The 25,518-nt window shown below is 68.6% G+C and carries 24 protein-coding genes; 14 read left to right on the top strand and 10 right to left on the bottom strand.

Annotated features, from left to right (window positions below; all coding sequences use genetic code 11):
- The first annotated feature begins 86 nt into the window (after nucleotides 1–86).
- The 3 genes from BUF17_RS15145 to BUF17_RS15155 all read left to right on the top strand — a co-directional run bounded on the left by BUF17_RS15145 (nucleotide 87) and on the right by BUF17_RS15155 (nucleotide 3,280).
- Nucleotides 87–908 (top strand): DeoR/GlpR family DNA-binding transcription regulator, encoded by an 822-nt coding sequence (locus tag BUF17_RS15145; protein WP_073630186.1) that lies wholly within the window; start codon nucleotides 87–89, stop codon nucleotides 906–908.
- Nucleotides 905–1,999: a four-carbon acid sugar kinase family protein gene (locus BUF17_RS15150; RefSeq protein ID WP_073630188.1), complete on the top strand. Its 1,095-nt coding sequence runs from the start codon at nucleotides 905–907 to the stop codon at nucleotides 1,997–1,999. The genes BUF17_RS15145 and BUF17_RS15150 overlap by 4 nt, the downstream gene beginning before the upstream one ends.
- A gap of 156 nt (nucleotides 2,000–2,155) precedes the next feature.
- On the top strand, nucleotides 2,156–3,280 hold the full coding sequence (locus BUF17_RS15155; RefSeq protein WP_073630190.1) for a DNA topoisomerase IB: 1,125 nt from the start codon (nucleotides 2,156–2,158) through the stop codon (nucleotides 3,278–3,280).
- A 338-nt stretch (nucleotides 3,281–3,618) separates the two neighbouring features.
- Here BUF17_RS15155 and BUF17_RS15160 read toward each other — a convergent pair whose 3' ends face one another.
- The 5 genes from BUF17_RS15160 to BUF17_RS15180 all read right to left on the bottom strand — a co-directional run bounded on the left by BUF17_RS15160 (nucleotide 3,619) and on the right by BUF17_RS15180 (nucleotide 9,414).
- Complete coding sequence (locus BUF17_RS15160) at nucleotides 3,619–4,338, bottom strand: hypothetical protein (RefSeq protein ID WP_073630192.1); 720 nt, start codon at nucleotides 4,336–4,338, stop codon at nucleotides 3,619–3,621.
- 177 nt (nucleotides 4,339–4,515) lie between these two features.
- Entirely contained in the window at nucleotides 4,516–4,908 is a 393-nt protein-coding gene (locus BUF17_RS15165) for a helix-turn-helix domain-containing protein (protein ID WP_073630194.1), read from the bottom strand.
- A 44-nt stretch (nucleotides 4,909–4,952) separates the two neighbouring features.
- Nucleotides 4,953–5,078 (bottom strand): type II toxin-antitoxin system RelE family toxin, encoded by a 126-nt coding sequence (locus tag BUF17_RS15170; RefSeq protein WP_342186144.1) that lies wholly within the window; start codon nucleotides 5,076–5,078, stop codon nucleotides 4,953–4,955.
- Between the two features lie 462 nt (nucleotides 5,079–5,540).
- Nucleotides 5,541–7,592 carry a malto-oligosyltrehalose trehalohydrolase gene (gene treZ / locus BUF17_RS15175; protein ID WP_073630198.1) on the bottom strand — a complete coding sequence of 684 codons (2,052 nt, stop codon included), beginning with the start codon at nucleotides 7,590–7,592 and terminating at the stop codon, nucleotides 5,541–5,543.
- A gap of 217 nt (nucleotides 7,593–7,809) precedes the next feature.
- On the bottom strand, nucleotides 7,810–9,414 hold the full coding sequence (locus BUF17_RS15180; RefSeq protein ID WP_073630200.1) for an alpha-amylase family glycosyl hydrolase: 1,605 nt from the start codon (nucleotides 9,412–9,414) through the stop codon (nucleotides 7,810–7,812).
- Between the two features lie 409 nt (nucleotides 9,415–9,823).
- Here BUF17_RS15180 and BUF17_RS23450 point away from each other — a divergent pair, with 409 nt between their 5' ends.
- Nucleotides 9,824–10,363, top strand: coding sequence for a DUF2934 domain-containing protein (locus tag BUF17_RS23450; protein ID WP_073630202.1), 540 nt, complete (start codon nucleotides 9,824–9,826; stop codon nucleotides 10,361–10,363).
- A gap of 164 nt (nucleotides 10,364–10,527) precedes the next feature.
- On the opposite strand, the gene BUF17_RS15190 is transcribed toward BUF17_RS23450, so the two are convergent.
- Nucleotides 10,528–11,454, bottom strand: coding sequence for a Gfo/Idh/MocA family protein (locus tag BUF17_RS15190; protein WP_073630204.1), 927 nt, complete (start codon nucleotides 11,452–11,454; stop codon nucleotides 10,528–10,530).
- Nucleotides 11,455–11,591: 137 nt separating this feature from the next.
- Here BUF17_RS15190 and BUF17_RS15195 point away from each other — a divergent pair, with 137 nt between their 5' ends.
- From BUF17_RS15195 to BUF17_RS15215, 4 genes are all read left to right on the top strand, one after another.
- The gene (locus BUF17_RS15195; protein ID WP_073630206.1) at nucleotides 11,592–12,539 is read left to right on the top strand and encodes a sugar-binding protein; all 948 of its coding nucleotides are present in this window, start codon (nucleotides 11,592–11,594) and stop codon (nucleotides 12,537–12,539) included.
- Between the two features lie 234 nt (nucleotides 12,540–12,773).
- On the top strand, nucleotides 12,774–14,309 hold the full coding sequence (locus BUF17_RS15205; protein WP_073630638.1) for a sugar ABC transporter ATP-binding protein: 1,536 nt from the start codon (nucleotides 12,774–12,776) through the stop codon (nucleotides 14,307–14,309).
- Nucleotides 14,302–15,309: an ABC transporter permease gene (locus BUF17_RS15210; protein ID WP_073630209.1), complete on the top strand. Its 1,008-nt coding sequence runs from the start codon at nucleotides 14,302–14,304 to the stop codon at nucleotides 15,307–15,309. Before BUF17_RS15205 ends, BUF17_RS15210 begins: the two co-directional genes overlap by 8 nt.
- A gap of 202 nt (nucleotides 15,310–15,511) precedes the next feature.
- Nucleotides 15,512–16,246, top strand: coding sequence for a FadR/GntR family transcriptional regulator (locus tag BUF17_RS15215; RefSeq protein WP_073630211.1), 735 nt, complete (start codon nucleotides 15,512–15,514; stop codon nucleotides 16,244–16,246).
- Nucleotides 16,247–16,306: 60 nt separating this feature from the next.
- Here the strand turns inward: BUF17_RS15215 and BUF17_RS15220 are convergent, their stop codons facing one another.
- Nucleotides 16,307–16,588, bottom strand: coding sequence for a hypothetical protein (locus BUF17_RS15220; protein ID WP_073630213.1), 282 nt, complete (start codon nucleotides 16,586–16,588; stop codon nucleotides 16,307–16,309).
- Nucleotides 16,589–17,108: 520 nt separating this feature from the next.
- Between BUF17_RS15220 and paoA the strand changes: the two genes are divergently transcribed.
- The 6 genes from paoA to BUF17_RS15250 all read left to right on the top strand — a co-directional run bounded on the left by paoA (nucleotide 17,109) and on the right by BUF17_RS15250 (nucleotide 22,804).
- Nucleotides 17,109–17,774 carry an aldehyde dehydrogenase iron-sulfur subunit PaoA gene (gene paoA, locus BUF17_RS15225; protein WP_073630215.1) on the top strand — a complete coding sequence of 222 codons (666 nt, stop codon included), beginning with the start codon at nucleotides 17,109–17,111 and terminating at the stop codon, nucleotides 17,772–17,774.
- On the top strand, nucleotides 17,771–18,751 hold the full coding sequence (locus tag BUF17_RS15230; RefSeq protein WP_073630217.1) for an FAD binding domain-containing protein: 981 nt from the start codon (nucleotides 17,771–17,773) through the stop codon (nucleotides 18,749–18,751). Before paoA ends, BUF17_RS15230 begins: the two co-directional genes overlap by 4 nt.
- Nucleotides 18,748–20,943, top strand: a complete 2,196-nt coding sequence (paoC, locus tag BUF17_RS15235) for an aldehyde oxidoreductase molybdenum-binding subunit PaoC (protein WP_073630219.1) — start codon at nucleotides 18,748–18,750, stop codon at nucleotides 20,941–20,943. The genes BUF17_RS15230 and paoC overlap by 4 nt, the downstream gene beginning before the upstream one ends.
- Nucleotides 20,944–20,971: 28 nt before the next feature.
- Entirely contained in the window at nucleotides 20,972–21,922 is a 951-nt protein-coding gene (locus BUF17_RS15240; RefSeq protein WP_073630221.1) for an XdhC family protein, read from the top strand.
- Complete coding sequence (locus BUF17_RS15245; RefSeq protein ID WP_084564734.1) at nucleotides 21,919–22,497, top strand: NTP transferase domain-containing protein; 579 nt, start codon at nucleotides 21,919–21,921, stop codon at nucleotides 22,495–22,497. The genes BUF17_RS15240 and BUF17_RS15245 overlap by 4 nt, the downstream gene beginning before the upstream one ends.
- A 118-nt stretch (nucleotides 22,498–22,615) precedes the next feature.
- Complete coding sequence (locus tag BUF17_RS15250; protein WP_073630225.1) at nucleotides 22,616–22,804, top strand: hypothetical protein; 189 nt, start codon at nucleotides 22,616–22,618, stop codon at nucleotides 22,802–22,804.
- Between the two features lie 152 nt (nucleotides 22,805–22,956).
- On the opposite strand, the gene BUF17_RS15255 is transcribed toward BUF17_RS15250, so the two are convergent.
- Genes BUF17_RS15255 through BUF17_RS15265 form a run of 3 tightly spaced genes read right to left on the bottom strand, consistent with a single transcriptional unit; the run spans nucleotide 22,957 to nucleotide 25,309 of the window.
- On the bottom strand, nucleotides 22,957–23,979 hold the full coding sequence (locus tag BUF17_RS15255; protein ID WP_073630227.1) for a Gfo/Idh/MocA family protein: 1,023 nt from the start codon (nucleotides 23,977–23,979) through the stop codon (nucleotides 22,957–22,959).
- A complete protein-coding gene (locus tag BUF17_RS15260) occupies nucleotides 23,976–24,989 on the bottom strand; it encodes an MDR/zinc-dependent alcohol dehydrogenase-like family protein (protein WP_073630229.1) in 1,014 nt (337 codons plus the stop codon). The genes BUF17_RS15255 and BUF17_RS15260 overlap by 4 nt, the downstream gene beginning before the upstream one ends.
- Nucleotides 24,990–25,042: 53 nt before the next feature.
- Complete coding sequence (locus BUF17_RS15265) at nucleotides 25,043–25,309, bottom strand: hypothetical protein (RefSeq protein ID WP_073630231.1); 267 nt, start codon at nucleotides 25,307–25,309, stop codon at nucleotides 25,043–25,045.
- Nucleotides 25,310–25,518: the final 209 nt, after the last annotated feature.

Genomic DNA, 25,518 nt, shown 5'->3' on the forward strand with positions numbered 1-25,518 from the left:
GTCCGGCGGCGCCCGTTCTGTGGCACTCTGCGTCTGCCGCGTGCACCGCGCGGCGAGCCCCAACCCGGACGTTCACCGGATCATCCATGGCAACGAACCGTCGTCCCGAACTCATCCCAGCTCAGCGACGCGCCTATGTGCTCGAACACATCCGCAAGCGTGGCGCCGCCTCCATCCAGGAACTGGCCGAGGCGACGGGCATCTCGATGTCGACCGTCCGGCGCGATCTCGAACACCTGGAGGAACGGGGCTATCTGGAGCGCTCCCACGGCGGCGCCGTGATCCCCAAGCAGTTGCAGTCGACCTTCGAGCCCGAGGCCGCCATCACCGCGGAGTTCGACCGGGCGGAGAAGGAGGCGATCGGCCTTGCCGCAGCGGCCACGCTGCATTCCGGCGCGAGCGTGCTGTTCGACAGCAGTTCCACCGTGCTCGCCGCCGCCCGGGCCGCCGTCGAGCGCGGCCTGGCGCTGACGGCGGTGACCAACGATCTCGGCATCGGGCAGGCGCTCGCCGGCGCCGGCAATATCCGCGTCGTCATCCTCGGCGGCTCGCTGCGGCCGGGGTCGCTGACGATGGTGGGCGAACCGGGCGAGGGCCTGCTCGGCAAGCTGAACGCGGACGTCGCCTTCCTCGGCACCCATGCGATCAGCGGCACGGCCCTGACCGAAACCTCGATGGAGGCCGCCGCGATGAAGCGGGCGATGATCGCCGCCGCGCGCCGGGTGGTGCTGCTCGCCGATGCCTCGAAGTTCCGCGAGGCGGCGTTCTGCCAGATCTGCGAGCTCGGCGAGATCGACGAGATGATCACCGACGACCGCGCCGATCCGGCCGAGATCGAGCGGCTGCGCTCGCTCGGGATCGCGGTGACCGTGGTGAAGGCCGGCGGCGCGGCGGCCAGCGCGGCATGAGGATGCTGCGCCTCGTTGCCGACGACCTCACCGGCGCCCTCGACAGCGCCGCGCAGTTCACCGCGCTCGCCGGGCCGCTGCCTGTGCTGCTCGATCCCGCCGGGCCCGCGCCGGGCGGTTCGTTCGCGCTCGACCTCTCCTGCCGCGACGGCGCCCGGGAGCGGGCCGTGGCGGCGACGCGCGACACGATTCCCGTCTTCGCCGGTGCCGACCTCGCCTTCAAGAAGATCGACAGCCTGCTGCGCGGCCACTGGGCGGCTGAGATCGCCGAGATCGTGCGCGCAGGCGTGTTCGAGCGCATCGTGCTGGCGCCCGCCTTTCCGGCGCAGCGCCGCATCACGACGGGTGGGCGGCAGATGCTCGCCGGCGCCGACGGCCTGTCGTTCGTCGCGGAGCCGGTGGCCGATCTGGCGCGGGAGGGCATCCTCGCGCGCGACGAGAGGGCCGAAGGCGGCGAGGGCACGGCCGTGCTTATCCTCGACGCGTCGACGGACGCCGATCTCGACGCCATCGTCGCGCGGTATCGCGGCCGGCCGTCGACGCTCTGGTGCGGCGCGGCGGGGCTGGCGCGGGCGCTCGCCGGCCAGGCCGCCCCGGTCGTGCGGCCCGCCGGCCTGCCGCATCTCGTGCTCGTCGGCTCCCACCACCCGGTCACGAAGGCGCAGATCGAGGTTCTCGCCACCGCGCAGCCCGGCTGGATCGTGCGCTTCGATGCCGATCATGCGGCGAGCGCGGCGCGGGTCGCCGCCGTGCTTGAGCGTCATGGCCGGTGCGTGGCGCTGCCGGACCTCGCGCCCGGCATGGCGCCCGACCGGGCGGCGGAGCTGATCGCGGCCTGGATGGACGGCCTCTGCCGCCTGCTGCCGCCCCCGGCGGTGTTGAGCGTCGTCGGCGGGGAGACGTTCGCGGCGCTCTGCGCGAGCCTCGGCGCCTCGATCCTGACGGTGGAAGGCGACAGCGAGCCCGGCGTTCCGGCCTCCCGCATGACGTCCGGACGCTGGGCTGGAACGCTGTGCTTCTCGAAATCCGGCGCGTTCGGCTCGCCAGGATGGCTCGCCGGGCAGGTCGGTGCGCCCGCAGCTGCCGCCTGAACCGGCGGTCTGACTGGTGATCTGAACTCCGTGCCCTGTACCTGACTTGCGACCCACGGCGCCCGGTCTCGTGGCGCACCATCGGGCGGGCCTTGGAACGGGCCGGTGCGGGGCAACGTTGGAACGGGAGATCACAGCACCAGGCCAGGTCCCGCCATGAGCGAGAAGATGACCCCGAAGCGCGTCGCCCGCCGCTTCAATCTCACCATCGTCTCGCCCGCCGATCTCACGATCCGCCGCCGGCGCCGCGGCCGCGGTTTTTCCTACGAAACCGCGGCCGGCGAGGCGATCAGCGACGCGGAGACACTGGCGCGGTTCCGCAGCCTCGCGGTGCCGCCGGCCTATGCCAATGTCCGCTTCGCCGCCGATCCCCGCGCCCATCTGCAGGCGGTGGGCGAGGACGCGGCCGGGCGGCTGCAATACCGCTATCACCCCGACTGGTCGCAGGCCCGCGAGGCGATGAAGGCCCGGCGCCTCGCCGGTCTCGCCGAGGCGCTGCCGAAGATCAACCGCGCCATCGGCCGCGCGCTGCTGCGGCCGGCGCCCGACAAGATGCTGGCGCTCGCCGCCGTGGTGCGGCTCGTCGCGCTCACCGCCATCCGCGCCGGCAGCGACCAATATGCCGAGGAACACGGCACGCGCGGGGCGACCACGCTGCTGAAATCCCATGTCCGGATCGACGGCAGCGATGTCATGCTGTCGTTCAAGGGCAAGGGCGGAAAGATGATCCGCAAGGCGGCCGCAGACGCACGGCTCACCCAGGTTCTCCTGCTCCTGAAATCGCTGCCGGGGCGGCGCCTGTTCAAGTATCGTGATGCGGCGGGAGACATTCACGCCGTGCGCGCGGGCGATGTGAATCTCTTTCTCAAGACCATCAGCGGGCAGGCGATCTCGCTCAAGGACTTCCGCACGCTCACCGCTTCGCTCGGCGTGCTCGACAAGCTCGCGCGGCAGGAACCCGAGGCGAGCGAGCGCGGCCGTCGCAAGCAGATCCGGCAGGCGATCGCCCCGCTCGCCGACGAGCTCGCCAACACCCTGACGGTGTGCCGCACCAGCTATGTCCACGACAGCGTCATCGCCGCCTTCGAGGCCGGGCGACTCGGCGGCGCGGGCGCCGACATGCGCACGGCCACCGCGCGCGCCGAAGCGCTGTCGCGCCTGTTGCGCAGCAACGGCTGCTTCAAGGCCCGTCTATCGGCGCGCAAAGCCTCCGAACGCGCGCTCAATGGCGCCCTGGAGAGCGCCGATCCCGCCGCCGCCGCACCGCTCGCGAAGGCATAGCCGGACGCTCGCGAGCGAACCGCAAGAGAGCGGGAGGGAATCGGCCTCTGCCTCTTCCTCTTCCTCGGCGCGGCGCTGCGGGCGGGTGTCCACGCGGTCCTCGCGGTCGACATGGACGAGGAGATGCCCGCCGGCACCGTCGCCGAAGCCATGCTTCGGGTGCATCCCGAAACGCGGGGTGCGAAAGCCATCGCTCCCCATGCCACGCGGCCTTGAGGTTCACGTCGCCCGCCGAAAGGCATGGGCTTCGACGGCTGGCTTCAGCGGCAACGCGCCGAGGGCGGAGGGTGTATGAGGGCGGTGCGGGAACGGGATGGGCAGGCGAGGGTGGCGGCGCGTCAGTGCGGGCCGAGCTGGAGCTCGATGTCTCTTGCGCGCCTTGCATATTCCTTGGTGATTCTGCCGCAAGTGCTTTTAACTTTCGCGATTTTACTTTCAATAATTGGTAAAAAAGCTTTTATATTATTTGCGAGACGATTGTAATTATCTCTATTTTCTATATTTCTTATTTCACGGTTTATTCTAACAAACAACTGCACTGCATTGCACACGGCCACCGCATCCTCAAGAAGAGTGTCTTCATGGCTAAATTTAAACGCAGCAGCTTCAAACGTAATAATACATTTTCTAATTTCAACTGTACTTATAAAAATCAATTGTATTCTATTGTTGAGAATATCATCATATACGCCAGTAAGATAATTGTATTCGGCTGTAAATGCGAGATCGTCCGCGACCAAGATCATGTGTTCTTCAATGATCGAGATGAGGGCGGCAATGGTTGTCGCCAAATCCCTCAGGTCGCGGAGGTCCGTCGCAATCGCCGCCGCGCGTGCAATGAGCATCTGATCGCGCGCCGGCCGGAACGCGATTATCGCGGCCACCAGCGTCATGGCGCCGCCGAAGATACCGCCCCAGAACCCGAGCGAGTCGCTGAGTTTCGCTCCCTCCCACATCTTCGGCCAGAGGACCGTCACGCCCGATGTGCCGAGCACGAAGCCGAACACGGCGGCGGCAAGGATCGGGCCCCAGCCCTTGAGATCGAAACGGCGATTCACGGCGCGGGTGTCCTTTCTGCGCGGTCCCTTGCGTCACGTCCGATTGTGACGCGGGCCGGTCTGCGCGGAAAGCGGGCAGGTTGCCGCCGGAAGGGGGCGAGGGCAGCTTTGGTGCTGATCCACCGGGATGGCGGCGCGGGGCACTTGGCCCGGCAGGGGTGAGCCGGTGGCGCGGTCTCACTCCACCAGAGCGTCGAGCGGAACGCCGAGGGCGCGGGCGATCTGGGCCAGCGTTTCGGGCGTACCGGTCTTCCGGCCGGATTCGATCTCGGAAATGTAGGCCTGCCCGACACCCGCGGACGCCGCCAGTTCGGCCTGTGTCTGGCCGCGATGGCGGCGGATGGCGCGCACCGCGCTTTCGCCGGCCTCGATGGCTACCCATACGCTTTCCGGCAGCGCCACGTCCTGCCCGGCCGCTAGGCGCGCGCCCGTCTCGTCCACGATGCGCGCGGTCATGATGTCTTCCGCCGCCTCGTCGCCGGCGCGGGCCAGCAATGCCTCGTAATCGGAGCGAGGAAGGATGACCATTTCCTCGCCGGCCGGGGTGGTGATGATCTGGGGTCTGCCCATGGTCTTCTTCTTCTGCTTCCGTCTCCCGGGCGGGGGGCGGCCTGTCAGCGATAAATCTCGCGCCGGTCGCCGAACTCCCGAACCTCGATGGTGTCCGCCGTCTCGACGAAGATCACCCGGTAATCCCGCACCCGGAGCCGGGCGCCGGGCCGGCCCGTGAGGGCCTTCACGTCGCCGGCGCCGGTCTCGGCATAGCGCGCCAGCTTGGCTTCGACCTCGGCCCGGATCGGGGCGGCAAGCTTCCGAAGGGAGCGGCGGGCGGTGAGGGTGTAGGTGATCTTCTTTTATAGCTGATAGCGATATTTCTGTTCGGCTGAAATATCACTATTAGACATATTTTCATGGGGTGCGGCGATGAGCGGGCCGGACCTTTCACCCCATCGCGCCCCGCGCCCGCCCGCCGGGCGAGATCGATCCGCGCGGGCCGCCCGCTGCGTTGTGGCTGCGGCGCCGAGGGCGCGGGGAAATCCGCGTCGTCGAAGACGTAGCGGCTCAAGGCGGCCGCGAGCGCACCTGCCGCGAGGGCGAAAGCTTCGGCCTCGGTGTGGCCGGAGGTGACGAGCAGCAGCACGTCGCGCGCGCTCGCCTCGATCTTTCCGCGCGGGCCGGGCATGAGTGCGACGGGTTATGCCCTACCGGCCGGCGAGGACCACCGTCGCATGGCCGGGAAGGTGCCAGCCGGTCTCGGTCTCGACCGGCGGCGTTCCGCCGCCGCCATAGCCGAGGTCCTCGCTCGACCAGATCAGCGACCAGCGCCGGCCGGCCGGCGGGGCCATCAGGGGCACGGGGAAGCTCGGCCGGCGGATATCGGTGCCGAGATTGACGATGACGAGCCGGTCGTCGCCATCCGGTCCGAAGAACCGCAGGACGAAGGCCTCGGGACCCAGCACGGCGCCGTCGAGCCCGCCGGCTGTCTGCGCGGAGAAGGCGGGATCGGTCCTTCTGAGGGCGATGAGGTCGCGATGGAGCGCGACCACGGCCGCGTTGCGGTCGAACTCGGACCAGTCGAGCTTCGAGGCCTCGAACGACGACGGTTCGTGGGGGCGGGCGGTGAGCGGGCTGCCCTCTGGAGCGCTTTCCGATCTGATGGAATCATCAGATCGACAAGAAATCGCTCCATATTCAAAAGCTTGAACATATCCTTGTCGTTCAGATCGGTTCGATCTGAACGGGATATGGTCCAGCGCGGCGAGGCTCGGGAACTGGCGCATGAATTCGCCGCGGCCCTTTTCCACCATTGCCGCCAGTTCCGGTTCGTGGTCGGCGAAATAGAGGAACGGCGCCGAGGCCCAAAATTCCTGGCCCTGGAACAGCATCGGCGTGCCGGGCAGCAGGAGAAGCAGCGCCGTGACGGCGCGGGCGCGGGCCGGGCTCGCGATGCGGTGGAAGCGGTGGCCCCAGGCCGAGTTCGCGACCTGGTCGTGGTTCTGGACGAAGGTGACGAAGGCCGGCGGGGGGATGTCGAGCGCGTGGGTGCCGCGCCGCTTTTCCTGCTGCGAGTAGACCTGGCCCTGGAACAGGAAGCCGTGCTTCGCCGCCGAGATGAACTCCTGCGGGCTGCCGTCATAGTCCTGATAATAGGCTTCCGCCCGCCCGGTGAGCGTGACCATCGCCGAATGATGAAGATCGTCGTTCCAGAGCGCGTCGAGGCCGTAGCCGCCGGCCTCCGGCGGGCGCACGAGCCGGGCGTCCTGCGGTTCGTTCTCGCCGATGACGATGACCGCGCGCGAACCGGCCGCTTTGCGGGCGGTGCGGGCGATGGCGGCGACGATGTGCTCCGGCGAGCGGTCGTGCAGGCTTTGGGTCGCATCGAGCCGCAGGCCGTCGAAATGGTACTCCTCGATCCACATCGTCACGTTGGCGAGGAAGAAATCGCGCGTGCCCTCGCTGCCCGGCCCGTCGAAATTGATGGCGGCGCCCCACTCGTTGTCGTAGCGGTCGGTGAAGTAGTGCTGCGTGTAGTGCCCGAGATAGTTCCCGTCCGGGCCGAAATGATTGTAGACGACGTCGAGAATGACCGCGATGCCCTCGCGGTGTGCGGCGTCGATGAACGCGCGCAGGTCTTCCGGCGTGCCGTAGAGCCGGGTGGGCGCGAACAGATTGACGCCGTCGTAGCCCCATCCGAACCGGCCGGGGAACTCGTTGACGGGCATCATCTCGATCACGGTGATGCCGATCTCCTTCAGAAGCGGCAGCTTGCCGGCGGCGGCGGCCCAGGTGCCCTCGGGGGTGAAGGTGCCGACGTGCATCTCGTAGATGATCTGACCCGCGATGCCGATGCCGCGCCAGTCCGCGTCGGTCCACCGGAACGTGCCGGGATCGACCACCACGGAAGCCCCGTGCGGACCATCCGGCTGGTGGCGAGACGCCGGGTCCGGCAGGAGATCGGCGGCGCCATCCAGCCGGAAGCGGTAGCGGGCGCCCGCCGCGGCCGGAACAACGGCGGAGAAATAGCCGTCGGCCTCAGCTTCGAGGGGAAAGCCCGCCCCGCCGGACCTCTCGCGGCGGACCGCCGCCACGTCCGGGGTTGCGGCGGACGGCCCGGACGGCGGAGTTTGCTGGTCCTCCTCCGCCTCTTCGAGGACGACCTCGACATGGCGCCGGCCCGGCGCCCAGACCCGGAAGGAAACGCCGCCCTCCACCGTCTCCGCCCCGACGGGCAACCGCCTCGCGATGCCGCTCATCCCTTTCCCCTCCCTGAATGGCCGGCTTGCGCCCGATGACCGATGGGGCCGATGCCGGCGCGCTTGTGTTTGTCGTTCGGTGTTCTTCGTCCGGTTGTTGCGTCGTTCGATCGGACGGCACGCGGCGGCTCCCCGCGGCGCGTGACGTCGCGGGGAAAGGCTTCATGACGGCAGGCAACGCGGATCCCGTCCACGGTACGCGGCGGGAAGAGGCGGCTCAGGCGGTGAGGACCGCAACCAGCCCTTCGTCGGGATGGAGCTGCACCGTGTCCTCGAACTCGACATTGTTGCCGGCGTTCCGCGCCGACACGGTGGAGAGAAGGGCGCGCCAGCGGCCGAGACCGGCGGGGAGTTCCGCCTGCCGGGCCTCGGCGCCGAGATTGAGGCAGACAAGCAGGCGCTCGTCGTCGACGGCGCGCTCGAAGATCAGGAGATCGCCCTCGGCGCGGTGCATCTTCATCGCCCCGACCCGCAGCGCCTTCCACTCCGTCCGGAGCGCGCAGAGGTTGCGGTAGAGGTTGAGGATGGATTGCGGGTCTTCCCGCAGGGTCTCGACATTGGCGGTCTGGAAATCCCGGCCGAGGGGCAGCCAGGGGCGGCCGCGCGAGAAGCCGGCGAACGGCCTCGCGGACCATTGCATCGGGGTGCGCTGCGGATCGCGGCCGACGCCGATGCCCGGCTCGTTGAGCGACCAGGGATCGCGGATGTCCTCGCCGCTCACGGGCACATCGGTCATGCCGATCTCGTCGCCATAATAGATGGTGGGCGTGCCGCGCAGCGTGAGCAGCAGCATGGCGGCGACGCGCGCCTGCGCCGCGCCCACGCGGCTTGCGATCCGGCTCTGGTCATGGTTGCCGAGCACCCAGTTCGGCCAGCCGCCTTCGGGAATGGCCGCTTCGTATTCCTCGATCAGGCGGCCGAGCGCCGGTGCCGACCAGGTGGCGTGGATCAGCTGGAAATTGAACGGCAGGTGCGCGCCGCCGAGATTGTCGCCGTAATAGGCGACGAGCCGCTCGACCGGCAGATAGATCTCGCCGATCAGCACACGGTCCTCGAACTCGTCGATCACGCTGCGGATGCCGTGGACGAACGCGTGCACTTCGGGCTGATCGGTGGAGTTGACCTGGAGGATGCGCTGGTTGTCGGGCGCGCCCTCGGCATAGGCGGGATTGACGGGATCGTCGAGGAACGCGGCGCTCTTGGCGAGATGCCACATCACGTCGACGCGGAAGCCGTCGACGCCGCGCCGCAGCCAGAACCGCAGCGCCTCATGCATCGCGGCGCGCACGTCCGGGTTGCGCCAGTTGAGGTCCGGCTGCTCGCGCAGGAAAGCGTGATAATAATATTGGCCGGTCGCCTCGTCGAACTGCCAGGCGCTGCCGCCGAAGTTGCTGATCCAGTTGTTGGGCGGGCCGCCGCCGGGCGCGGGGTCCTTCCAGATGTACCAGTCGCGGCGGGGATTGTCCCTCGACGACCGGGATTCCGCGAACCACGGGTGCCGGTCGGAGGTGTGGTTCGGGACATAGTCGAGCACGACCTTCAGGCCGCGCCGGTGGGCGTCCTCCAGCAGGACGTCGAAGTCATCCAGCGAGCCGAACAGCGGATCGATGGCGCAGTAGTCGCTGATGTCGTAGCCGAAATCGGCCATCGGCGAGGGATAGATCGGCGAAATCCAGATCGCCTCCACGCCGAGCCAGGCAAGATAATCGAGCCGCTGCCGGATGCCGGCCAGATCGCCGACCCCGTCGCCGTTCGAATCCTGGAAGGAACGGGCATAGATTTCATAGATGACGCCCCGTTTCCACCAAACATGATCAGGCATGCCGACTTCCCGCTGATATGAAACGGGGGTAAGCGCAGGAGCCCTTACCCCGAACACCGGACATCTCCGCACGCGATTCACCGGATCGGCCGCCCGGTGTAACCGGGAGACCGATGAACGACGGGAGATGTTTGACGAAAGCCTTTGACGACGACTGGACCGGACTTGCCGTCCGACTGCGATCCAACTTGCCGGCCGGGAATTCGTTCCTTGGTCGGCATCCGACCGAGCGGGCGGCCTGAGGCCGGAGAGCGGGGCGGGGGCGGCGCCCGCGACGGAACGGGAGCGCATAGCGGGCAGGCGAGGCTCAGGCGGGATAGGGCGACGGCGTGGCGTTTCGTGCGCAACGCGACAGAACGAACGCGACCTCCCGGCGTTCTATCGAAAGGGCTGTTCCGGGAGAGAGTTCATGGCCATCATCGACGACGAAGACCGCATTCGGGCACGCGCCTACGCCATCTGGGAAGAGGAGGGCTGGCCGGACGGGCGGCATCGCGAGCACTGGGAGCGGGCGTGCCGGGAGATCGAACGTGAGAACCGGGAGGCCGGGGCTGATGGCGACGCGGCGCCCGTCTCCCACGCGACCCTGTCCGGGCCGGGGGCCATGATCGCAGGCGGCGATCCCGGGCCGGACAAGCCGGCCCCTTCGGGTGCGGCACCCGCCCGGGAGACCGGGGAGCGGGTCGAGACCCTGCGCGAAATCTCGGCGAACGAGCCGGCCGGCCCGCGCGGCAAGGACGGCGACACTGACGGCACAAGGAGTGGCCCCACGGGGAACGCCGGGGTCGGCGTTAATGCCACGGGGGACGCCGGGGTCGGCGTTACGGAGACCCCCAATGATACCCCCGAGATTACCCCCAAGGGTACCCCGATGAAACGGGTCAGGCGCGAGCCACGGGCAACGGGTGCCCGCGGAAAGATTGGCCGTTCCGGTCCGCTCGGCACCTAGAGCGCTTTCCGATCTGATGAACTCATCGGATCGACAAGAAATCGCTCCAGCTTCAAATGCTTGATCATAACGCGTTCAGATCGGTTCGATCTGAACGCGTTATGCTCTGAGGGCGGCGCCGCGCCGGGGCCGGGCCGAAGCCGTGCCCCGGCGGGCGGGCGGCCTCAATCCTCGAACGGCTCGACCACCTGGCGCTCGCCGAGCAGGAAGGCGTCGGCGACGTGCTGGAGGGGCGCGAGGTCGACATCCTGACGGCCGCCGCGGATCAGGGCGGCGAACCGGTCGTAGAGCGCCTCATATTCCGGTTTCTCGGCGATTTCGATGTTACGCTCGCCGATGACGAGCTTGGTGCCGCCGTTGGAAAGCCGCAGGACGCCGTCGTCGGTCTCAGCCACGATGTCCCAGGTCTGCGGGCCGGTCTGGCGCCAGTCGAACACCGCCTCGACCGGGAAACCGGCCTCGGAGGCGAAGGTCAGCAACGCGGCGATCGGCGTCGCCCTGTTGGCGGGAAATTCCAGCCCGGCCGCCGTGAGAAAGACCGGGCTCGGCAGGATTTCCGTCAGGATCGACAGCGCGTTGATGCCGGGATCGAACACCCCGAGGCCGCCGGGCTCCCAGATCCACTGCTGGCCGGGATGCCAGTGGCGGACATCCTCCTTCCATTCGATCCGGACGGAACGGATCGCGCGCGGTTCGAGGAAGCGGCGGGCCTCCTCGACGGCGGCGGCGTAGCGCGAATGCCAGGTGGCGAACAGGCTGACATCGCGCGCGACGGCGAGCGCGGCGAGGCTCTGCACCTCCGAAACCGTGGCGCCCGGCGGCTTTTCCAGAAGAACGTGCTTTCCGGCCAGCAGCGCCGACTTCGCAAGCGCATAGCGCGGACGCGGCGGCACGCACAAGGCAACGGCCTGGACATCCGGCCGCGCGGCGAGAAGTTCCTCAAGGGTTGTGAAGTTCTCGACCCCGTCGAGCCGTGCATTGCGGCTCGCCGTTGCCACGATCTCGAAGTCCGCGCCACGGCGGACACACGGCACATGCTGGTCCGTGGCGATCTTTCCCAATCCGATAATTGCCAGTGATATCCGTTGCATCATGCCGTCCCGCGAGAACAGAGAAGTCGATTGACCGGTTTAATTGTCTGATATATACGATCTAAAGGCTTGAACAACCCGACTCAGTTCAATCACAATAACGCATAAACCCTCAAAGAAGGGTATCGGGAGGGACAATGAAAGCCAAGATCGCTGCCGCCGCCGTTGCGGTACTGCTCGCGTCAAGTGTTTCCCTGCACGCTCAAGACAAGAAGACCCTGGTTCTCGTTCCCAATGCCGCGTCCGATTTCTGGAAGGCTGCCGAAGCCGGCCTCAAGAAAGCGCAGACGGAACTGCCGAATTACGATCTGCAGTTCAAATATTCCGATCAGTCTTCAGCAGCGAACCAGACGCGCCTGATGGACGATCTGGTTGCGGCGGGCGCGGCCGGCATCCTCGTCAGCGCGGTCGATCCCAAGACCCAGACGGAGGCGCTCGACCGCGTCGCCGGAAGCGCGCTGCTGATGACGACCGACAGCGACGCCCCCGACAGCAAGCGCGTGGCCTATATCGGCTCGAGCAATGTCGAGGCCGGCAAGCAGGTCGGCGAGATCCTGAAGAAGGTGCTGCCGGACGGCGGCAAGTGCGTCGCCTATGTCGGCCTTCCCGGCGCCGACAATGCCCGCGAGCGCATCGAGGGCATCAAGGAAGAGATCAAGGGCACCAAGATCGAGCTCGTCGACGTGCGCGCCGACGATGTCGACCAGTCGCGCGCCAAGCGCAATGTCGAGGACACGCTGACCGCCAGCCCCGACGTCAACTGCATGCTTGGAATCTATTCCTACAACATCCCCCAGATCTACCAGGCGCTGAAGGAAGCGGGCGCGCTCGGCAAGATCACGGTCACGGGCTTCGACGACGATCCGATCACGCTCGGCGGCGTGAAGGAGGGCACCGTCGCCGGCACCGTGGTCCAGCAGCCCTACGAATGGGCCTATCAGGGGATGAAGGTGATGGCCAAGATCCTGGAGGGCGACAAGTCCGTCATCCCGGCCGACAAGCTGATCATCATCCCGACCAAGGTGATCACGGCCGACAATGTCGACGCCTATGCCGCCGAACTGCGGAAGATGCAGGGCAAGTGAAGGCACGCGTGAAGGTGCAAGTGAGCGCGCGACCGCGACCAGCGTGACCGGAAGGGCCCGGCCGGCATTCGCCCGGGCTCTTTTCATCGGCGGAGGCCGCTTCATCGGCCGGGCTCCCTTCATCGGCATCGCACTCTTCATGGGGCTGGCTCCCTTCATGGGCCGGGGCCTCTTCATCGGATGTGTGCGAGCCCCCGCCCGCGTTCCGCGGGCCGGCCTGTCGGCGTGATGGTGATGAGCGTTGTTCCGTTTCTTGAGCTGAAGGCCATCCACAAGACCTATCCGGGCGTGAAGGCGCTGGCCGATGTGTCGCTGTCGGTGGCGGCGGGCGAGGTGATCGGCCTCATCGGCGAGAACGGCGCCGGCAAATCGACGCTGATGAAGATCCTCGCCGGGGTGGTGCAGCCGACCAGCGGCACGATCGTGGTCGATGGCATCGGCCACGCCGCGCTGAGCGTGAAGCAGGCGATGGAAAGCGGCATCGCCTTCGTCCACCAGGAACTCAACCTGTTCGAAAATCTCGACGTCGCGGCCAACATCTATATCGGCCGCGAGAGGTCGCGCTTCGGGCTCGTGAGGCAGCGGGAGATGCGGGCGAGCGCCGAGCCGATCCTGCGTCGGCTCGGCTGCGACTACACCGCCGACACCAAGGTCGAGCGCCTCTCGATCGCCCAGCGCCAGCAGCTCGAAATCGCCAAGGGCATCTCCCAGGGCGCGCGTGTCATCGTCATGGACGAGCCGACCTCCAGCCTGACGCTGGCGGAAACCGAGCGGCTGCTGGCGACCGTGGCGGACCTGAAGGCGAGCGGGGTCGCCATCATCTTCATCTCCCACCGGCTCGGCGAGGTGATGCGCTGCGCCGACCGCGTGGTGGTGCTGCGCGACGGCCGGCTCGCCGGCGCGCTCGACCGCAGCGAGATGTCCCACGCCGCGATGATCCGCCTGATGATCGGGCGCGACGTCGCCGATTTCTACACCGCGCCGCGCGAGGTGGCCGGCGCCACGGTGCTGGAGGTCGAGGGGCTCGATGCCGGTTCCCATCTCCACGGCTCCGTGAGCTTCGCGCTCCATCGCGGCGAGATCCTCGGCTTCGCCGGCCTGATCGGCTCGGGCCGCAGCGAGGTCGCCCGTGTGCTGTTCGGCATCGACCGACCGCGGGCCGGCGTGGTGCGGCTCGAAGGCGAGCCGCTGCACCTTTCCCATCCGCGCGACGCGGTCCGGCGCGGCATCTTTCTGGTGCCGGAGGACCGCAAGCACAGCGGCGTCATTCTCGATCTCAGCATCACCCACAACATCTCGCTGCCGGACCTGATGTCCTATGCCCGCTTCGGGCTGGTGGAACCGCAGGCGGAGCGGCGCAATGCCGCCGCCCGGCGCACCGCGCTGCGCATCAAGGCGGCCGACCTCAACGCGCGGGTCGGCACGCTTTCGGGCGGCAACCAGCAGAAGGTGGTGCTCGCCAAGTGGCTGTCGATGAAGCCGAAGGTGATCATCTTCGACGAGCCGACCCGCGGCGTCGACATCGGCGCCAAGGTGGAAATCTACGACCTGATGCGCGGTCTCGCCGACAGCGGCGTCGCGGTGATGATGATCTCGAGCGACCTCGAGGAGGTCATCGGCGTCAGCGACCGCGTGGCGGTCATGCACGAGGGCCGGGTTTCGGGCGTGCTCGGGCGCGCGGACCTGAGCGAGGAGGCCGTGATGCGGCTCGCCGTCGGGCACACGGAGCCTGCCGCCGGGCACACTGGGAAAGAGACCGCCGATGCTTAAGAAGGACATCAGCCTTCTGATCCTGATCCTGGTGATCGGCACGATCACGGGCTTCCTCAATCCCCGGTTCGTCTCGGCCATCAACCTGTCCAACACGGCGAACCTGATCGGGCTGTTCGGGCTCTACGCCATCGGCTCCGGCTTCGTGATCATCGTCGGCGGGATCGATCTCTCGGTGGGCGCGATGTTCGCCCTCCTCGGCGTGATCTTCATCGACCTCCTGTCGAACTACGAGATGAACTGGGTGCTGGCGCTGGTGCTGATGGTGCTGGCGGGCGGGCTGCTCGGGGCGCTCCACGCCTTCCTGATCGTGAGGATGGGGCTGCAGGCCTTCATCGTCACCCTGTGCGGGCTGCTGCTCTATCGCGGCATCGCCCGCTGGTACACCGGCGACGGCACCGCCGGCTTCCAGTTCGGGCAGAACTTCCCGACCCTCGAATGGCTGACCACCGGCCGCACCTGGGGCGTGCCGCACAGCTTCGTCACCTTCCTGGTGGTGGCGGCGATCATGGCGGTGGTACTGCACCGCTCGGTGTTCGGCCGCTATCTCTACGCCGTCGGCAAGAACGAGGAGGCGGCGCGCTATTCCGGCATCCGCACCGGCGCCGTCATCGCGGCGGCCTATGTGATCGCCGGTCTGCTCGCCGGGCTGTCGTCGATCTATTTCGCGATGTACACCCGCTCGATCGCGCCGGCCTCCCACGGCAATTTCTACGAGCTCTACGGCATCGCCGCCGCCGTGCTCGGCGGCTGCTCGCTGCGCGGCGGCGAGGGATCGGTGCTGGGCATCGTGCTCGGTGCGGTGCTGCTGCAGATCCTGCAGAACCTCGTCAACCTGCTGGGCATTCCGAGTTCGCTCAACTTCGCGGTGATGGGCGCCGTGATCCTGATCGGCGTGCTCGCCGACGAGCAATATGCCCGCTTCCAGCTGTGGCGCCGCAGCGGCGCGCGGGTCGCGCCGGGCCTTCTGCCGGGCGCGGCGAAGGAAACCGACTCGTGAGAGGCGAGACACGACGCGAGACACGCCGGAGGTGCAGCGGTGGCGCGGCGGTATCGCCGAAATTGAAGTTCGCGTTCTGGCAGCGCTGCCGGGGCGAATACAATCGTCGCTGACGGTCGCAGGCCGATCTTTGCCATGGCAAGCGGCCCGGAACCCAGTATGAAGAGTCCCTCGGCGTCCTGAAAAGCCTACGGGGATCGGAATGGGCCTGTCGAATCCCGGCAGCAGCATTACCTTCAATGTATCGAACCAGCTCGGGCGCGAGATCATCTCCGGACGCTATCCCCCCGGCTCGATCCTGCCGAACGAAGCGGAAATCTCGGCGAGCTTCTCGGTCGGCCGCAGCGCGGTGCGCGAGGCGGTGAAGATGCTCACCGCCAAGGGGCTGGTGGAATCCCGGCCCCGGCGCGGAACCTGCGTGCGGCCGTCGAGCGCCTGGAATTTCTTCGACCGGGAGGTGCTGGCCTGGCTCCGGGAGGGAAACCCGGATTCCGCGATCATCCTCGAACTGATGGAACTGCGCCTCGGGATCGAACCGGAGGCGGCCCGGCTTGCCGCCGAGGTGGCGACGGCGGAACAGATCGAGGCGATCCGGACGGCCTACGGGCAGATGGAGGCGGCCGGGGAGGGCAAGGCCGAGCCGCTCACGGCGGACGGCGCCTTCCACGGCGCCATCATCGCGGCGACGAACAACCGCTTCTTCCAGCCGTTCGGCTCGCTGATCCGCACGGCGCTCGCCGTGACGGCGCCGGCGACGCGCGCGATCTTCGGGCCGGCAGCCGCCGATCTTCCGGCGCATCGGCGCGTGCTCGACGCCATCGCCGCGCGCCAGCCCGAGGCGGCGCGCGACGGCATGAAGGACCTGCTCACCGAGGTGATGAACGCGGTGTCGGAATGGCGGCGGATGCCGCCGCAGAAGGGCGTGCGCGGAGAGTGATCGGCGCTCGGGACTGACCGGGGCCGCCGGCGGCGGCTGCGCTGGCACGGCCGCGTGGCGTCAATGGGCGCCGGGCTTCTGACGCAGCAGCTCGTCGGCGGCGGCGAGGATCGCATCCGGGGGCGTCATGTCCTCCTGCAGGTGCCACTCGACATAGTCGCGGGACACGCCCGCGCGGTCCTTCATCAACCCCACCCAGTCCGCGCCCGGAAAAGCCGCGCTCATTTTCAGGGCGAGCGCGCGGCCCGTGATGGTGGTTTCCAGCCGGTCCCTGTCGTTCCCTCGCGCCATGTCGTTTCCCAGCGCCATGTCGTTCCCTCGCGTGTTGTCCTCTCGCGTCATGTCGTCCTCCTCGCCCGGTGGCGGGCACGCTCGGCATCCATGCCGAGCTAACGCAGCCGGTGCCGGACTGGTTCGACACGGTGCGCGACAACGGCCGCACCGCCGCCCGGAGGCCGGGCTGCGGCCGGCATGCGGACCGTTCCGCGCCGAGGCGGAACCCGACCGTCGAGCCGGCGTTGCTCAGGCGGGACGGACCACATTCGAACCGTTCGAATCCACGCAGAGCCGCCGTCCGCACCGGCGGGCGGTCCCGAACGCGAACGACGGCGGCGACGGAGCGGCCGGCCGTGAGCGGCAAGGGCTTTGAGCAGCAAGAGCCTGGCCGCTGGCATCAACATTGGCGGCATCGGTCTTGGCCGTGGACGGGCAACGCACAGGCATGACGGGTGTGCCGCGCACCGCCACGTGAGGCGGCTTCCGGCCGCGTGATGGCCGCCGCGGCTTCGGCGAGGCTTCTTCGCTTCTGCGGGACGCCCGGCAGGGCGGCCATGCGCGACGGCGAGACGACGAGAGGAACGGCATGAACGACCGGAACCCCAGCAACATCACCCGACGCGAGCCGGTGGCGGCCGACCTCACTGCCGCGACCTTCGACGCACCGTCCGAAAGGCCGGCGGGGAGCAGGACATCGCCGTCATCTTCCGAAAGCGGCCCCCGCACCGAGAATGCGGACATCGCATCCGCGGTGCGGCTGCGGATCAACGGCGCGGAGCGGATGCTGCATGTCGATCATCGCACCACGCTGCTCGATGCCCTGCGCGAAATTCTGCACCTGACGGGGACCAAAAAGGGCTGCGATTACGGCCAGTGCGGCGCCTGCACGGTGACGGTGAACGGCCGCCGCATCAATGCGTGCCTGACGCTCGCCGTGATGCACGAGGGTGACGACATCATCACCATCGAGGGCCTCGGCACGCCCGACGCGATGCACCCGCTGCAGGCCGCGTTCGTCGAGCACGATGGCTACCAGTGCGGCTACTGCACGCCGGGGCAGATCTGCTCTGCCGGAGCGGTGCTGGAGGAGATCGAAGCGGGCATTCCGAGCCACGTCACGGCGGACCTGACGGCGCCGATCGAGCCGACGGACGCGGAAATCCGCGAGCGGATGAGCGGCAACATCTGCCGCTGTGGTGCCTATGCCAACATTCTCGCGGCCATCCGCGATGTCGCGGAGCAACGGACATGAGGCCCTTCAGCTACGAGCGCGTGACGAGCCCGGCCGAGGCCGGTGCGGCGGCGGCGAGCGTGGAGGGCGCGCGCTTCATCGCCGGCGGCACAAATCTGCTCGATCTCATGAAGCACGAGATCGAGGCCCCGGCCCATCTCGTCGACGTCAACGGGACGGGCCTCGACCGGATCGAGGACACGGACGATGGCGGGCTTCGGATCGGTGCGCTTGTGCGCAACACCGATCTTGCAGCCGACGGGCGGGTGCGGAGGGACTATGGCGTCCTGACGCGCGCCCTTGTCGCGGGCGCCTCCGGCCAGTTGCGCAACAAGGCGACGACGGCGGGCAACCTGCTGCAACGGACCCGCTGCCCCTATTTCTACGACACCAACATGGCGTGCAACAAACGCGCGCCGGGCAGTGGCTGTTCGGCGCTCGACGGCGTCAGCCGCCAGCTGGCGGTGATCGGGGCAAGCGAGCACTGCATCGCCACACACCCGAGCGACATGGCGGTCGCCATGCGGGCGCTTGACGCCACCGTGGAGACGGTTTCGGCCGGCGGCGAGACCCGGTCGATCCCGATCGCCGGCTTCTACACCGCGCCCGGCGACACACCCCACATCGAGACCGTGCTGGAGCCCGGCGAGTTCGTCACCGCCGTCGTGCTGCCGCCGCCGCCCGGCGGCCGGCATTTCTACTACAAGGTCCGCGACCGGGCGTCCTATGCGTTCGCCCTGGTCTCCGCCGCCGTCGTGGTGCAGCCGGACGGCACCGGCCGCGTCGCGCTCGGCGGGGTGGCGCACAAGCCCTGGCGCGTGGACGCCGCCGACGAGGCGATGCCCGATGGCGCCGACGCGGTCACGGACATCCTGCTTTCGGACGCCGCCCCGACAGATGACAACCGCTTCAAGCTGTCGCTCGCCCGGCGCACGCTGGCACTGCTGCTCGATCGCGCGCGATCGCCGGACCAGACCGGAGAGGGAGCCCGACCATGAAATTCGAGCGCGCCGCGCAGGCGAACCCCGCCGACCGAATGGCCGTGATCGGCCGGCCCGTCCGCCGCGTCGAGGGCCCGCTGAAGGTGACGGGCCGGGCGCCCTACGCTTATGAACGGCACGATGTGGTGAAGGATCCGCTCGTCGGATATCCCGTTGCCGCCGGCATCGCCAAGGGCCGGATCCGCGCGATCGACGCCTCGGACGCGCGCAATGCGCCGGGCGTCGTCACCATCGTCACCGCGCTCGACATGGACGCGCTGCCCAAGGACGACAAGAACATCGTTCCCCTGTTCGGCGGCCGGGCGGTGGAGCACTACCATCAGGCGGTCGCCGTGGTCGTCGCCGGGACCTTCGAACAGGCGAGGGCCGCGGCTGGGCTGGTGCGGGTGGAATATGAGGCCGAACCGGCGCAGTTCGACCTTCACGCGGCGTACGCGGACCTGAACCGCGACGAGGCCGAGCCGGACGCGGCGGTCGGCGATTTCGCGGGCGCCTTCGCGGCGGCACCGGTCACGCTCGACGAGACCTACACCACGCCCTGCCAGAGCCACGCGATGATGGAGCCCCATGCCACGATGGCGGCGTGGCAGGACGGCAGGCTGACGGTTTGGACCTCCAACCAGATGGTCGCGTGGAACCGGTCGGCACTGGCCACCACCCTCGGCCTGTCCGAGGACGACGTCCGCGTCGTCACGCCCTATATCGGCGGCGGCTTCGGCGCGAAACTGTTCCTGCGGGCCGATGCCGTTCTGGCGGCGCTCGCGGCCCGCGAGGCGGGGCGGCCGGTGAAGGTCGCGCTGCCGCGCGACATGGTCTTCAACAACACGACGCACCGCGCGGCGACCATCCAGCGCATCCGGATCGGCGCGACGGCCGACGGGCGGATCACCGCCATCGCCCACGAAAACACCTCCAATGCGCCGCCGGACGGCAAGGGCGAGGATGCGACCTTGCAGACCCATGCCTTCTATGCCGGGCCGAACCGGCTGATCGTCAACCGGATCGCGACGCTCCACCTTCCCGAGAGCAACTCGATGCGCGCCCCGGGCGACGCCGCCGGCCAGATGGCGCTGGAGATCGCCATGGACGAGATGGCGGAGAGGCTCGGCATGGACCCCGTCGCGTTCCGCATCGTCAACGACACCCAGGTCCATCCGCAGGACGCGACGCGGCGGTTCTCCCAGCGCCGCTTCGTGGAGTGCCTGCGCACCGGTGCGGAGGCGTTCGGGTGGCCGGACCGCAACCGCGCGCCGGGCGCGACGCGGCACGGCGACTGGCTGATCGGCCACGGCGTCGCGGGTGCCTATCGCGGCGCGCCCGCCACCACCTCCGGCGCGCGCGTGCGGCTGCAGCCGGACGGGTCGCTGATCGTCGAGACCGACATGACCGACATCGGCACGGGCTCCTACACCATCATCGCCCAGACGGCCTCGGAGATGACCGGCGTTGCAATTGCCGATGTCGACGTGCGGCTCGGCGATTCCCGCTATCCGGTGTCGTCGGGCTCCGGCGGGCAGTTCGGCGCGTGCAGTTCGACGGCCGGCGTCTACGCAGCGTGTGTGGCGCTGCGCAACGAGATCGCGCAGCGCCTGCAGGCGGACCCCGAAACGGTGACGTTCGCCGACGGGACAGTGCGCACCGCGGAGGGCGGCGTTCATCCGCTGTCGGCGCTAGCGGCGGCCGGCGAGATCGTCGCCGAGGACAGGATCGAGTTCGGCGACTTCCGCGACACGTTCGAGCTCGCGACGTTCGGCGCGCACTTCGTCGAGGTCGGCGTTCACGCCGCCACCGGCGAAATCAGGGTTCGCCGGATGCTGGCGGTGTGCGATGCCGGCCGCATTCTCAACCCGGTGACCGCCCGCAGCCAGGTGATCGGCGCGATGACCATGGGCGTCGGCGCGGCGCTGATGGAGGAACTGGCGGTCGACGAGAAACGCGGCTTCTTCGTCAATCACGACCTCGCGCTCTACGAGGTGCCGGTGCACGCCGACATCCCCACGCAGGACGTGATCTTCCTCGACGGTGCCGACGCGGTTTCCTCTCCCCTCAAGGCAAAGGGCGTCGGCGAACTCGGCCTCTGCGGCGTAGCGGCAGCGATCGCTAATGCAGTGTTCAACGCCACCGGCATCCGCGTGCGGGACTATCCCGTCACGCTCGACAAGCTGATCGACCGACTGCCGGCGGTCTGACGGCGTCGGCGGTCCATCGGAGGCTCGCATGTTCATCGACGACGATACCCGACCGCGCTGCGTTTCCGTCGCGACCGCCGCCCCCCGGATGCGGGTTCGCGCGGGAGACTTTCCGGTCGATCGCATCGAGGAACCCGTCGCATTGGCCGTTCTCGTCGGTGGGACCGGCGGTTTCTACCGCCCCGCCGGTGCGGCAATGTTCGTGGACCACGCCGGCAACCGCGCCGGCTCGCTGTCGTCCGGCTGCGTCGATGCCGATGTGGCGCTCCATGCGGCCGAGGTTGGACGGACCGGCATAGCCCGGACGGTGCGTTACGGCGACGGATCGCCGTTCATGGATATCCGCCTGCCCTGCGGCGGCGGCATCGACGTTCTGGTGCTGCCAACATCCCGGGCAGAGCTTTCGCCCGTGCGCACCGCGATCGCCGCCCGGCAGGCCTGCACCCTGCGGCTCGGCGCGACGGGCATTTCGGCGGAGCCGGCCGGCGTTGCCCGAGTGACGGTCGAGATCGTTCCCGACCCGCGCTTCGTCGTGTTCGGAAAGGGACCGGAGGCGGCGACGTTCGCCAGCCTCGCGGCGGGTCTCGGCTACGAGACTGTGCTCCTGTCGCCCGGCGGCGGCGCAGCGGGCATCGCGGTCGACAAGGCCGTGGCGGCGATGCCGTTCACGGGGCCGGATTCGCTCGCCGCGGTGCCGGTCGATGCCCATACGGCCGGAGTGCTGTTCTTCCACGACCACGACGCGGAGGCGGAGATCCTTCAATGTCTGGTTCAGACGGAAGCGTTCTATCTGGGCGCCCAGGGGAGCCGGCGGACTGCCACCCGACGGGCGGAAAGGCTACGGACACTCGGCATCGCGGAGACGCAGATCGCCCGGGTGCGGGGGCCGATCGGCGCCGTTCCCGCGGCCCGCGATCCGCGCACGCTCGCCGCCTCGGTGCTGGCGGAGGTGCTGGGCGAGGCGCAGGCCCGTCTATGATTCCCGGCGGTGGAAGTGGAAGCCTTCAGGTTGTGGTTCTCGCAGCCGGGCGATCCCGGCGTTTCGGCGCGCGGGACAAGCTGACGAGCCTCGTCGCCGGCCGGCCGATGGCCCTCTCCGTCGCCCGCCTTGTCGCGGGTTTGTTTTGCGGCGGAGCCGTTGCAGTGGTGCGAAACCCAGCCGTGGCGGGACTTTTCCGCTCGCGCGGCTTCGCAATCGTGCCCGCGGGACGACAGAACGGCGGCCAGAGCGCCAGCCTGAAGCGGGGTCTCGCCCGCGCCCGGCGGAGGGGCGCCGGCCGCGTGCTGGTACTCCTCGCCGACATGCCGTTCCTGACGCGGGCGGATCTTGAACGCATGGCGCGGCGGCGGGTCTGGCAACCGGCGATGGCGCAGGCCGGCGGGCGGACGCTGCCGCCGACGCTCGTTCCCCGCGCGCTGTTTCCGTTGCTCGACCGGCTGAAGGGAGATGCCGGTGCCGGGGCCGTTCTGAGGCGCAGGCCGGACCTGCGACGGGTGAACCTGGCCGCCTCGAGCCTGATCGATATCGACAAACCGGACGTGGGGCTCGGTTAGGTGCAAAAAATCGTGTGTTCCGCGGCACGAATAGACCTGATTTATCTGTGGCGATCTCCTTGCATTTTTGCCGGCTCATCGGCACATAAATCCGACAGACAAGCTGGAACCGGCGCAGATGATGCCAATTTCACCGGATAATCCGGAACCTGCAGGAGAGGTCGCGGACCTTCCCCGCCTGGATGCTGGGCTTGCCTCGCTTCTGGAGGCCATCGAAGCCGAAAAGGTTCCCGCGAGGCTGCTGAAGCTTGCGGAGCAACTGCAGGGGGAATTGACCCTCAGGAAGCAGCGGCAGAATCCGAACTGACCCGTTGCGGCCGCAGGATTGCGCCACAGAACGGCATTCCAGGTCGGCATTATAGTCAGCTTGGCAGACCGCCGGGTCGCAAGGCGCGCGAGACGTGCCTGTGAGCTGACGAGCGACGTCGGAGGCGGCCGATCCGCTCGGCCGCGGTGCGTTCAGCGACCATAGATCCTGTCGAGCACGCCGGCGACGGCGCGGTGGTTCGCGGTGTCCGGATCGAAGCCGCCGCCGGCGGCGAGGCGATCTGCCCAGGCGACGATCGCCCGCCCGCCCCAGTCATCCGGCGGGCCGGCAAGAACCTGCCTTTGCGTGCCCCGGCGCAGTTCCGCAGTGAAATCGAAGAACGAGCCGGCGACGTTGGCGAGCGACAGCGCGCCCGATGTGCCGTGGAAGATCGCTTCGATGACGGCGTCGCGGCCGGCGTTGAGCCCCCACGAACAGGCGAGCCGCGCCACCGCGCCCGTTTCGAGCCCGAGCGTCACGACCGCATAATCCTCCACCTCGTCCGCCGGGCGGCGGAGACGGCGGCCACCGCGGTAGAGGTCGGCCGACACCGCCTCGACCGGCACGAAATCGAGCGTCCAGAGCAACAGGTCGACGAGGTGCACGCCGAGATCCATGACACAGCCGCCGCCGGCAAGCGCCATGTCGTAGAACCATGGCTTGTCCGGCCCGTAGGCGTTGTGGAAGGTCAGATCGACGGCATAAACCGTGCCGATCTCGCCGGCGCGGATGTGCGCGCGGACGAGCCGCATCGCCTCGGCGTGGCGATAGGACAGGTCGATGCCGAGCGGCCGGTTCGCCGCGCGCGCGGCGTCGATGACGGCGGCGACTTCGGCGCCGGTCCGCGCGAGAGGCTTCTGGCAGAACACGGCGATGCCGGCTTCGAGCGCGCGGATCGCCTGGGCGGCGTGCAGCGCGCTCGGCGTCGCGATCACGATGCCGTCGGGCCGGGCGTCGATCAGATCGTCGAGAGAGCCGGCGGCAAAGGCGGTCGGCGACAGCGCGCGTGCAGACGAGACCATGTCGGGTGACGGATCGCACACGGCGCAGGCCTCGGCGAGGCCGGAGGCGAGGACGGCCTCCATGCGGTGCCGTCCGATCCAGCCCACACCGAGGAAGCCGAGGCGCAACGGTGCGGCGTGCGGAGACGCGGGAGCAGCCATCGCGCGCGTCATTGCAGCATCACCAGCGCCTTGACGAAGCCTTCCGGGTGGTCGCGGGTGGCGGTCAGCGCGTCGCCGAGGCGGGAGAGCGGGTAGCGGTGGGTGTAGAGCGGTTCGGGCGACAGCAGACCGGCCTCCACGGTCGCGATCGCCGCCCGGATGCCGCGCAGGTAGACCTCGCGATCTCGCTCGTGGGCGTTGATCACGTCGATGCCCTTCCAGTTCCATTGCTGCATGTTGACCTGGCGCGGGCCGTCCTGATGGTAGCCGGCGATGACGAGCCGTCCGCCCTCGGCGACGATGTCGCCGGCGAGATCGAGCGGCCACGGCTTGCCGGTCGCCTCGATGACGCGCTGGCAGAAGCCGCCGCCGGTGAGATGGCGGACATGGTTGACGACGGCGGCGTGGTCGTCCATGGCGACGACATCGGCGGCGCCCATGTGACGGGCGAGATCGAGCGAGACCTGCCGGCGGGAAATGGCGATGACGCGCGCGCCCGCGCTTGAGGCGAGCTGCGTCAGGAGCGCGCCGAGGAAGCCGATGCCGATCACCGCGACCGTCGCGCCGGGCGCGATGTCGGCGCGGCGCAGGATGTTCATCACGCAGCCGAGCGGTTCGCCCGGAAAGGGCCGGCCTTCGAGCGATGCCGGCAGCCGCACCGCAGCCTCGGCCGGACCGACGTCATATTCGGCGTAGCTGTTGCCGAATAGCGTGGCGACGCGGTCGCCGGGCAGGAATGCCGTCACGTGCGGACCGACGGCATCGACGAGCCCCCATCCCTCGTGGCCGAGCCCGCCGGGCGCGGTCGGAAAGCTCATCCAGTCCGGGCCCTCGAAGGGGGTGACGTTGGAAGCGCAGACGCCGCACCCCTCGAGACGGACACGGATTTCGCCCGGCCCGGGGACAGGAAGCGGCACCGTGCGAAGTTCGAAGGTGCGCGGCGCCACCAGCACCGCGGCCTGCATGGTGTCCGTGCGCGGCGGCGCGGACTCGCGGGGTTCGTCGAGGACGGCAGACGGCATGGTTCCCTCTCGGACGGGCAAAGCGGGGCGGCGAATGGCTTTGTGGTGGACGCTCAGCCGTCGCTGGACACGAACTTGCTGAAGCGGCTGGTCTTGCCGTCCGCGGTCTTGTCCTGGTGCAGGAAGTCGAGATCGCTCTCGTCGAAGATCCGGAAGAATTCATCCCATGAAATCTCTTCCAGATTCTCCTCCGGCTCGCCGAAATCGATCCTGAGGATGCCGCCGGAACCATTCGTGCGGATGCAGGCCGGCCGGCCGTCCCGCGCCTCGATCCAGCGGCGGATTTCATCGTGATCGCGTGTCTTCGACGCTTCGCTCATGGGGGTCCTCCGAGGCTGGTGCGCACGTCGGCGTCGGAATCGTGCCTTTGTGAGAACGGCGCGGCGGGCGGATTGTTCCGCTCGGCCGGGCGCCAGGAGGGTTAGGCCACGTGGCTAGAGGCGCGGATTCCCGGCCACGAAAGCCGCATCGGGACCGTGGCCGCGGGCGCGCAATCCCTCGACGAGACACCGCGCCTGCCAGTAGGAGC

Source organism: Pseudoxanthobacter soli DSM 19599 (assembly GCF_900148505.1).
In the GTDB taxonomy this organism is placed as follows: Bacteria; Pseudomonadota; Alphaproteobacteria; order Rhizobiales; family Segnochrobactraceae; genus Pseudoxanthobacter; species Pseudoxanthobacter soli.

What these genes read in the sequence shown, in the direction of transcription:
- BUF17_RS15220 (WP_073630213.1), bottom strand. Translation starts at nt 16,588, where the DNA reads ATGACGCGAGAGGACAACACGCGAGGGAACGACATGGCGCTGGGAAAC.
- BUF17_RS15265 (WP_073630231.1), bottom strand. Translation starts at nt 25,309, where the DNA reads ATGAGCGAAGCGTCGAAGACACGCGATCACGATGAAATCCGCCGCTGG.
- treZ (WP_073630198.1), bottom strand. Translation starts at nt 7,592, where the DNA reads ATGAGCGGCATCGCGAGGCGGTTGCCCGTCGGGGCGGAGACGGTGGAG.
- paoC (WP_073630219.1), top strand. Translation starts at nt 18,748, where the DNA reads ATGAAATTCGAGCGCGCCGCGCAGGCGAACCCCGCCGACCGAATGGCC.
- BUF17_RS15250 (WP_073630225.1), top strand. Translation starts at nt 22,616, where the DNA reads ATGATGCCAATTTCACCGGATAATCCGGAACCTGCAGGAGAGGTCGCG.
- BUF17_RS15205 (WP_073630638.1), top strand. Translation starts at nt 12,774, where the DNA reads ATGAGCGTTGTTCCGTTTCTTGAGCTGAAGGCCATCCACAAGACCTAT.
- BUF17_RS15230 (WP_073630217.1), top strand. Translation starts at nt 17,771, where the DNA reads ATGAGGCCCTTCAGCTACGAGCGCGTGACGAGCCCGGCCGAGGCCGGT.
- BUF17_RS15145 (WP_073630186.1), top strand. Translation starts at nt 87, where the DNA reads ATGGCAACGAACCGTCGTCCCGAACTCATCCCAGCTCAGCGACGCGCC.
- BUF17_RS15195 (WP_073630206.1), top strand. Translation starts at nt 11,592, where the DNA reads ATGAAAGCCAAGATCGCTGCCGCCGCCGTTGCGGTACTGCTCGCGTCA.
- BUF17_RS15210 (WP_073630209.1), top strand. Translation starts at nt 14,302, where the DNA reads ATGCTTAAGAAGGACATCAGCCTTCTGATCCTGATCCTGGTGATCGGC.
- BUF17_RS15190 (WP_073630204.1), bottom strand. Translation starts at nt 11,454, where the DNA reads ATGCAACGGATATCACTGGCAATTATCGGATTGGGAAAGATCGCCACG.
- BUF17_RS15155 (WP_073630190.1), top strand. Translation starts at nt 2,156, where the DNA reads ATGAGCGAGAAGATGACCCCGAAGCGCGTCGCCCGCCGCTTCAATCTC.
- BUF17_RS15215 (WP_073630211.1), top strand. Translation starts at nt 15,512, where the DNA reads ATGGGCCTGTCGAATCCCGGCAGCAGCATTACCTTCAATGTATCGAAC.
- BUF17_RS15255 (WP_073630227.1), bottom strand. Translation starts at nt 23,979, where the DNA reads ATGACGCGCGCGATGGCTGCTCCCGCGTCTCCGCACGCCGCACCGTTG.
- BUF17_RS15150 (WP_073630188.1), top strand. Translation starts at nt 905, where the DNA reads ATGAGGATGCTGCGCCTCGTTGCCGACGACCTCACCGGCGCCCTCGAC.
- BUF17_RS15165 (WP_073630194.1), bottom strand. Translation starts at nt 4,908, where the DNA reads ATGGGCAGACCCCAGATCATCACCACCCCGGCCGGCGAGGAAATGGTC.
- BUF17_RS15260 (WP_073630229.1), bottom strand. Translation starts at nt 24,989, where the DNA reads ATGCCGTCTGCCGTCCTCGACGAACCCCGCGAGTCCGCGCCGCCGCGC.
- BUF17_RS15240 (WP_073630221.1), top strand. Translation starts at nt 20,972, where the DNA reads ATGTTCATCGACGACGATACCCGACCGCGCTGCGTTTCCGTCGCGACC.
- paoA (WP_073630215.1), top strand. Translation starts at nt 17,109, where the DNA reads ATGAACGACCGGAACCCCAGCAACATCACCCGACGCGAGCCGGTGGCG.
- BUF17_RS15180 (WP_073630200.1), bottom strand. Translation starts at nt 9,414, where the DNA reads ATGCCTGATCATGTTTGGTGGAAACGGGGCGTCATCTATGAAATCTAT.
- BUF17_RS15245 (WP_084564734.1), top strand. Translation starts at nt 21,919, where the DNA reads ATGATTCCCGGCGGTGGAAGTGGAAGCCTTCAGGTTGTGGTTCTCGCA.
- BUF17_RS23450 (WP_073630202.1), top strand. Translation starts at nt 9,824, where the DNA reads ATGGCCATCATCGACGACGAAGACCGCATTCGGGCACGCGCCTACGCC.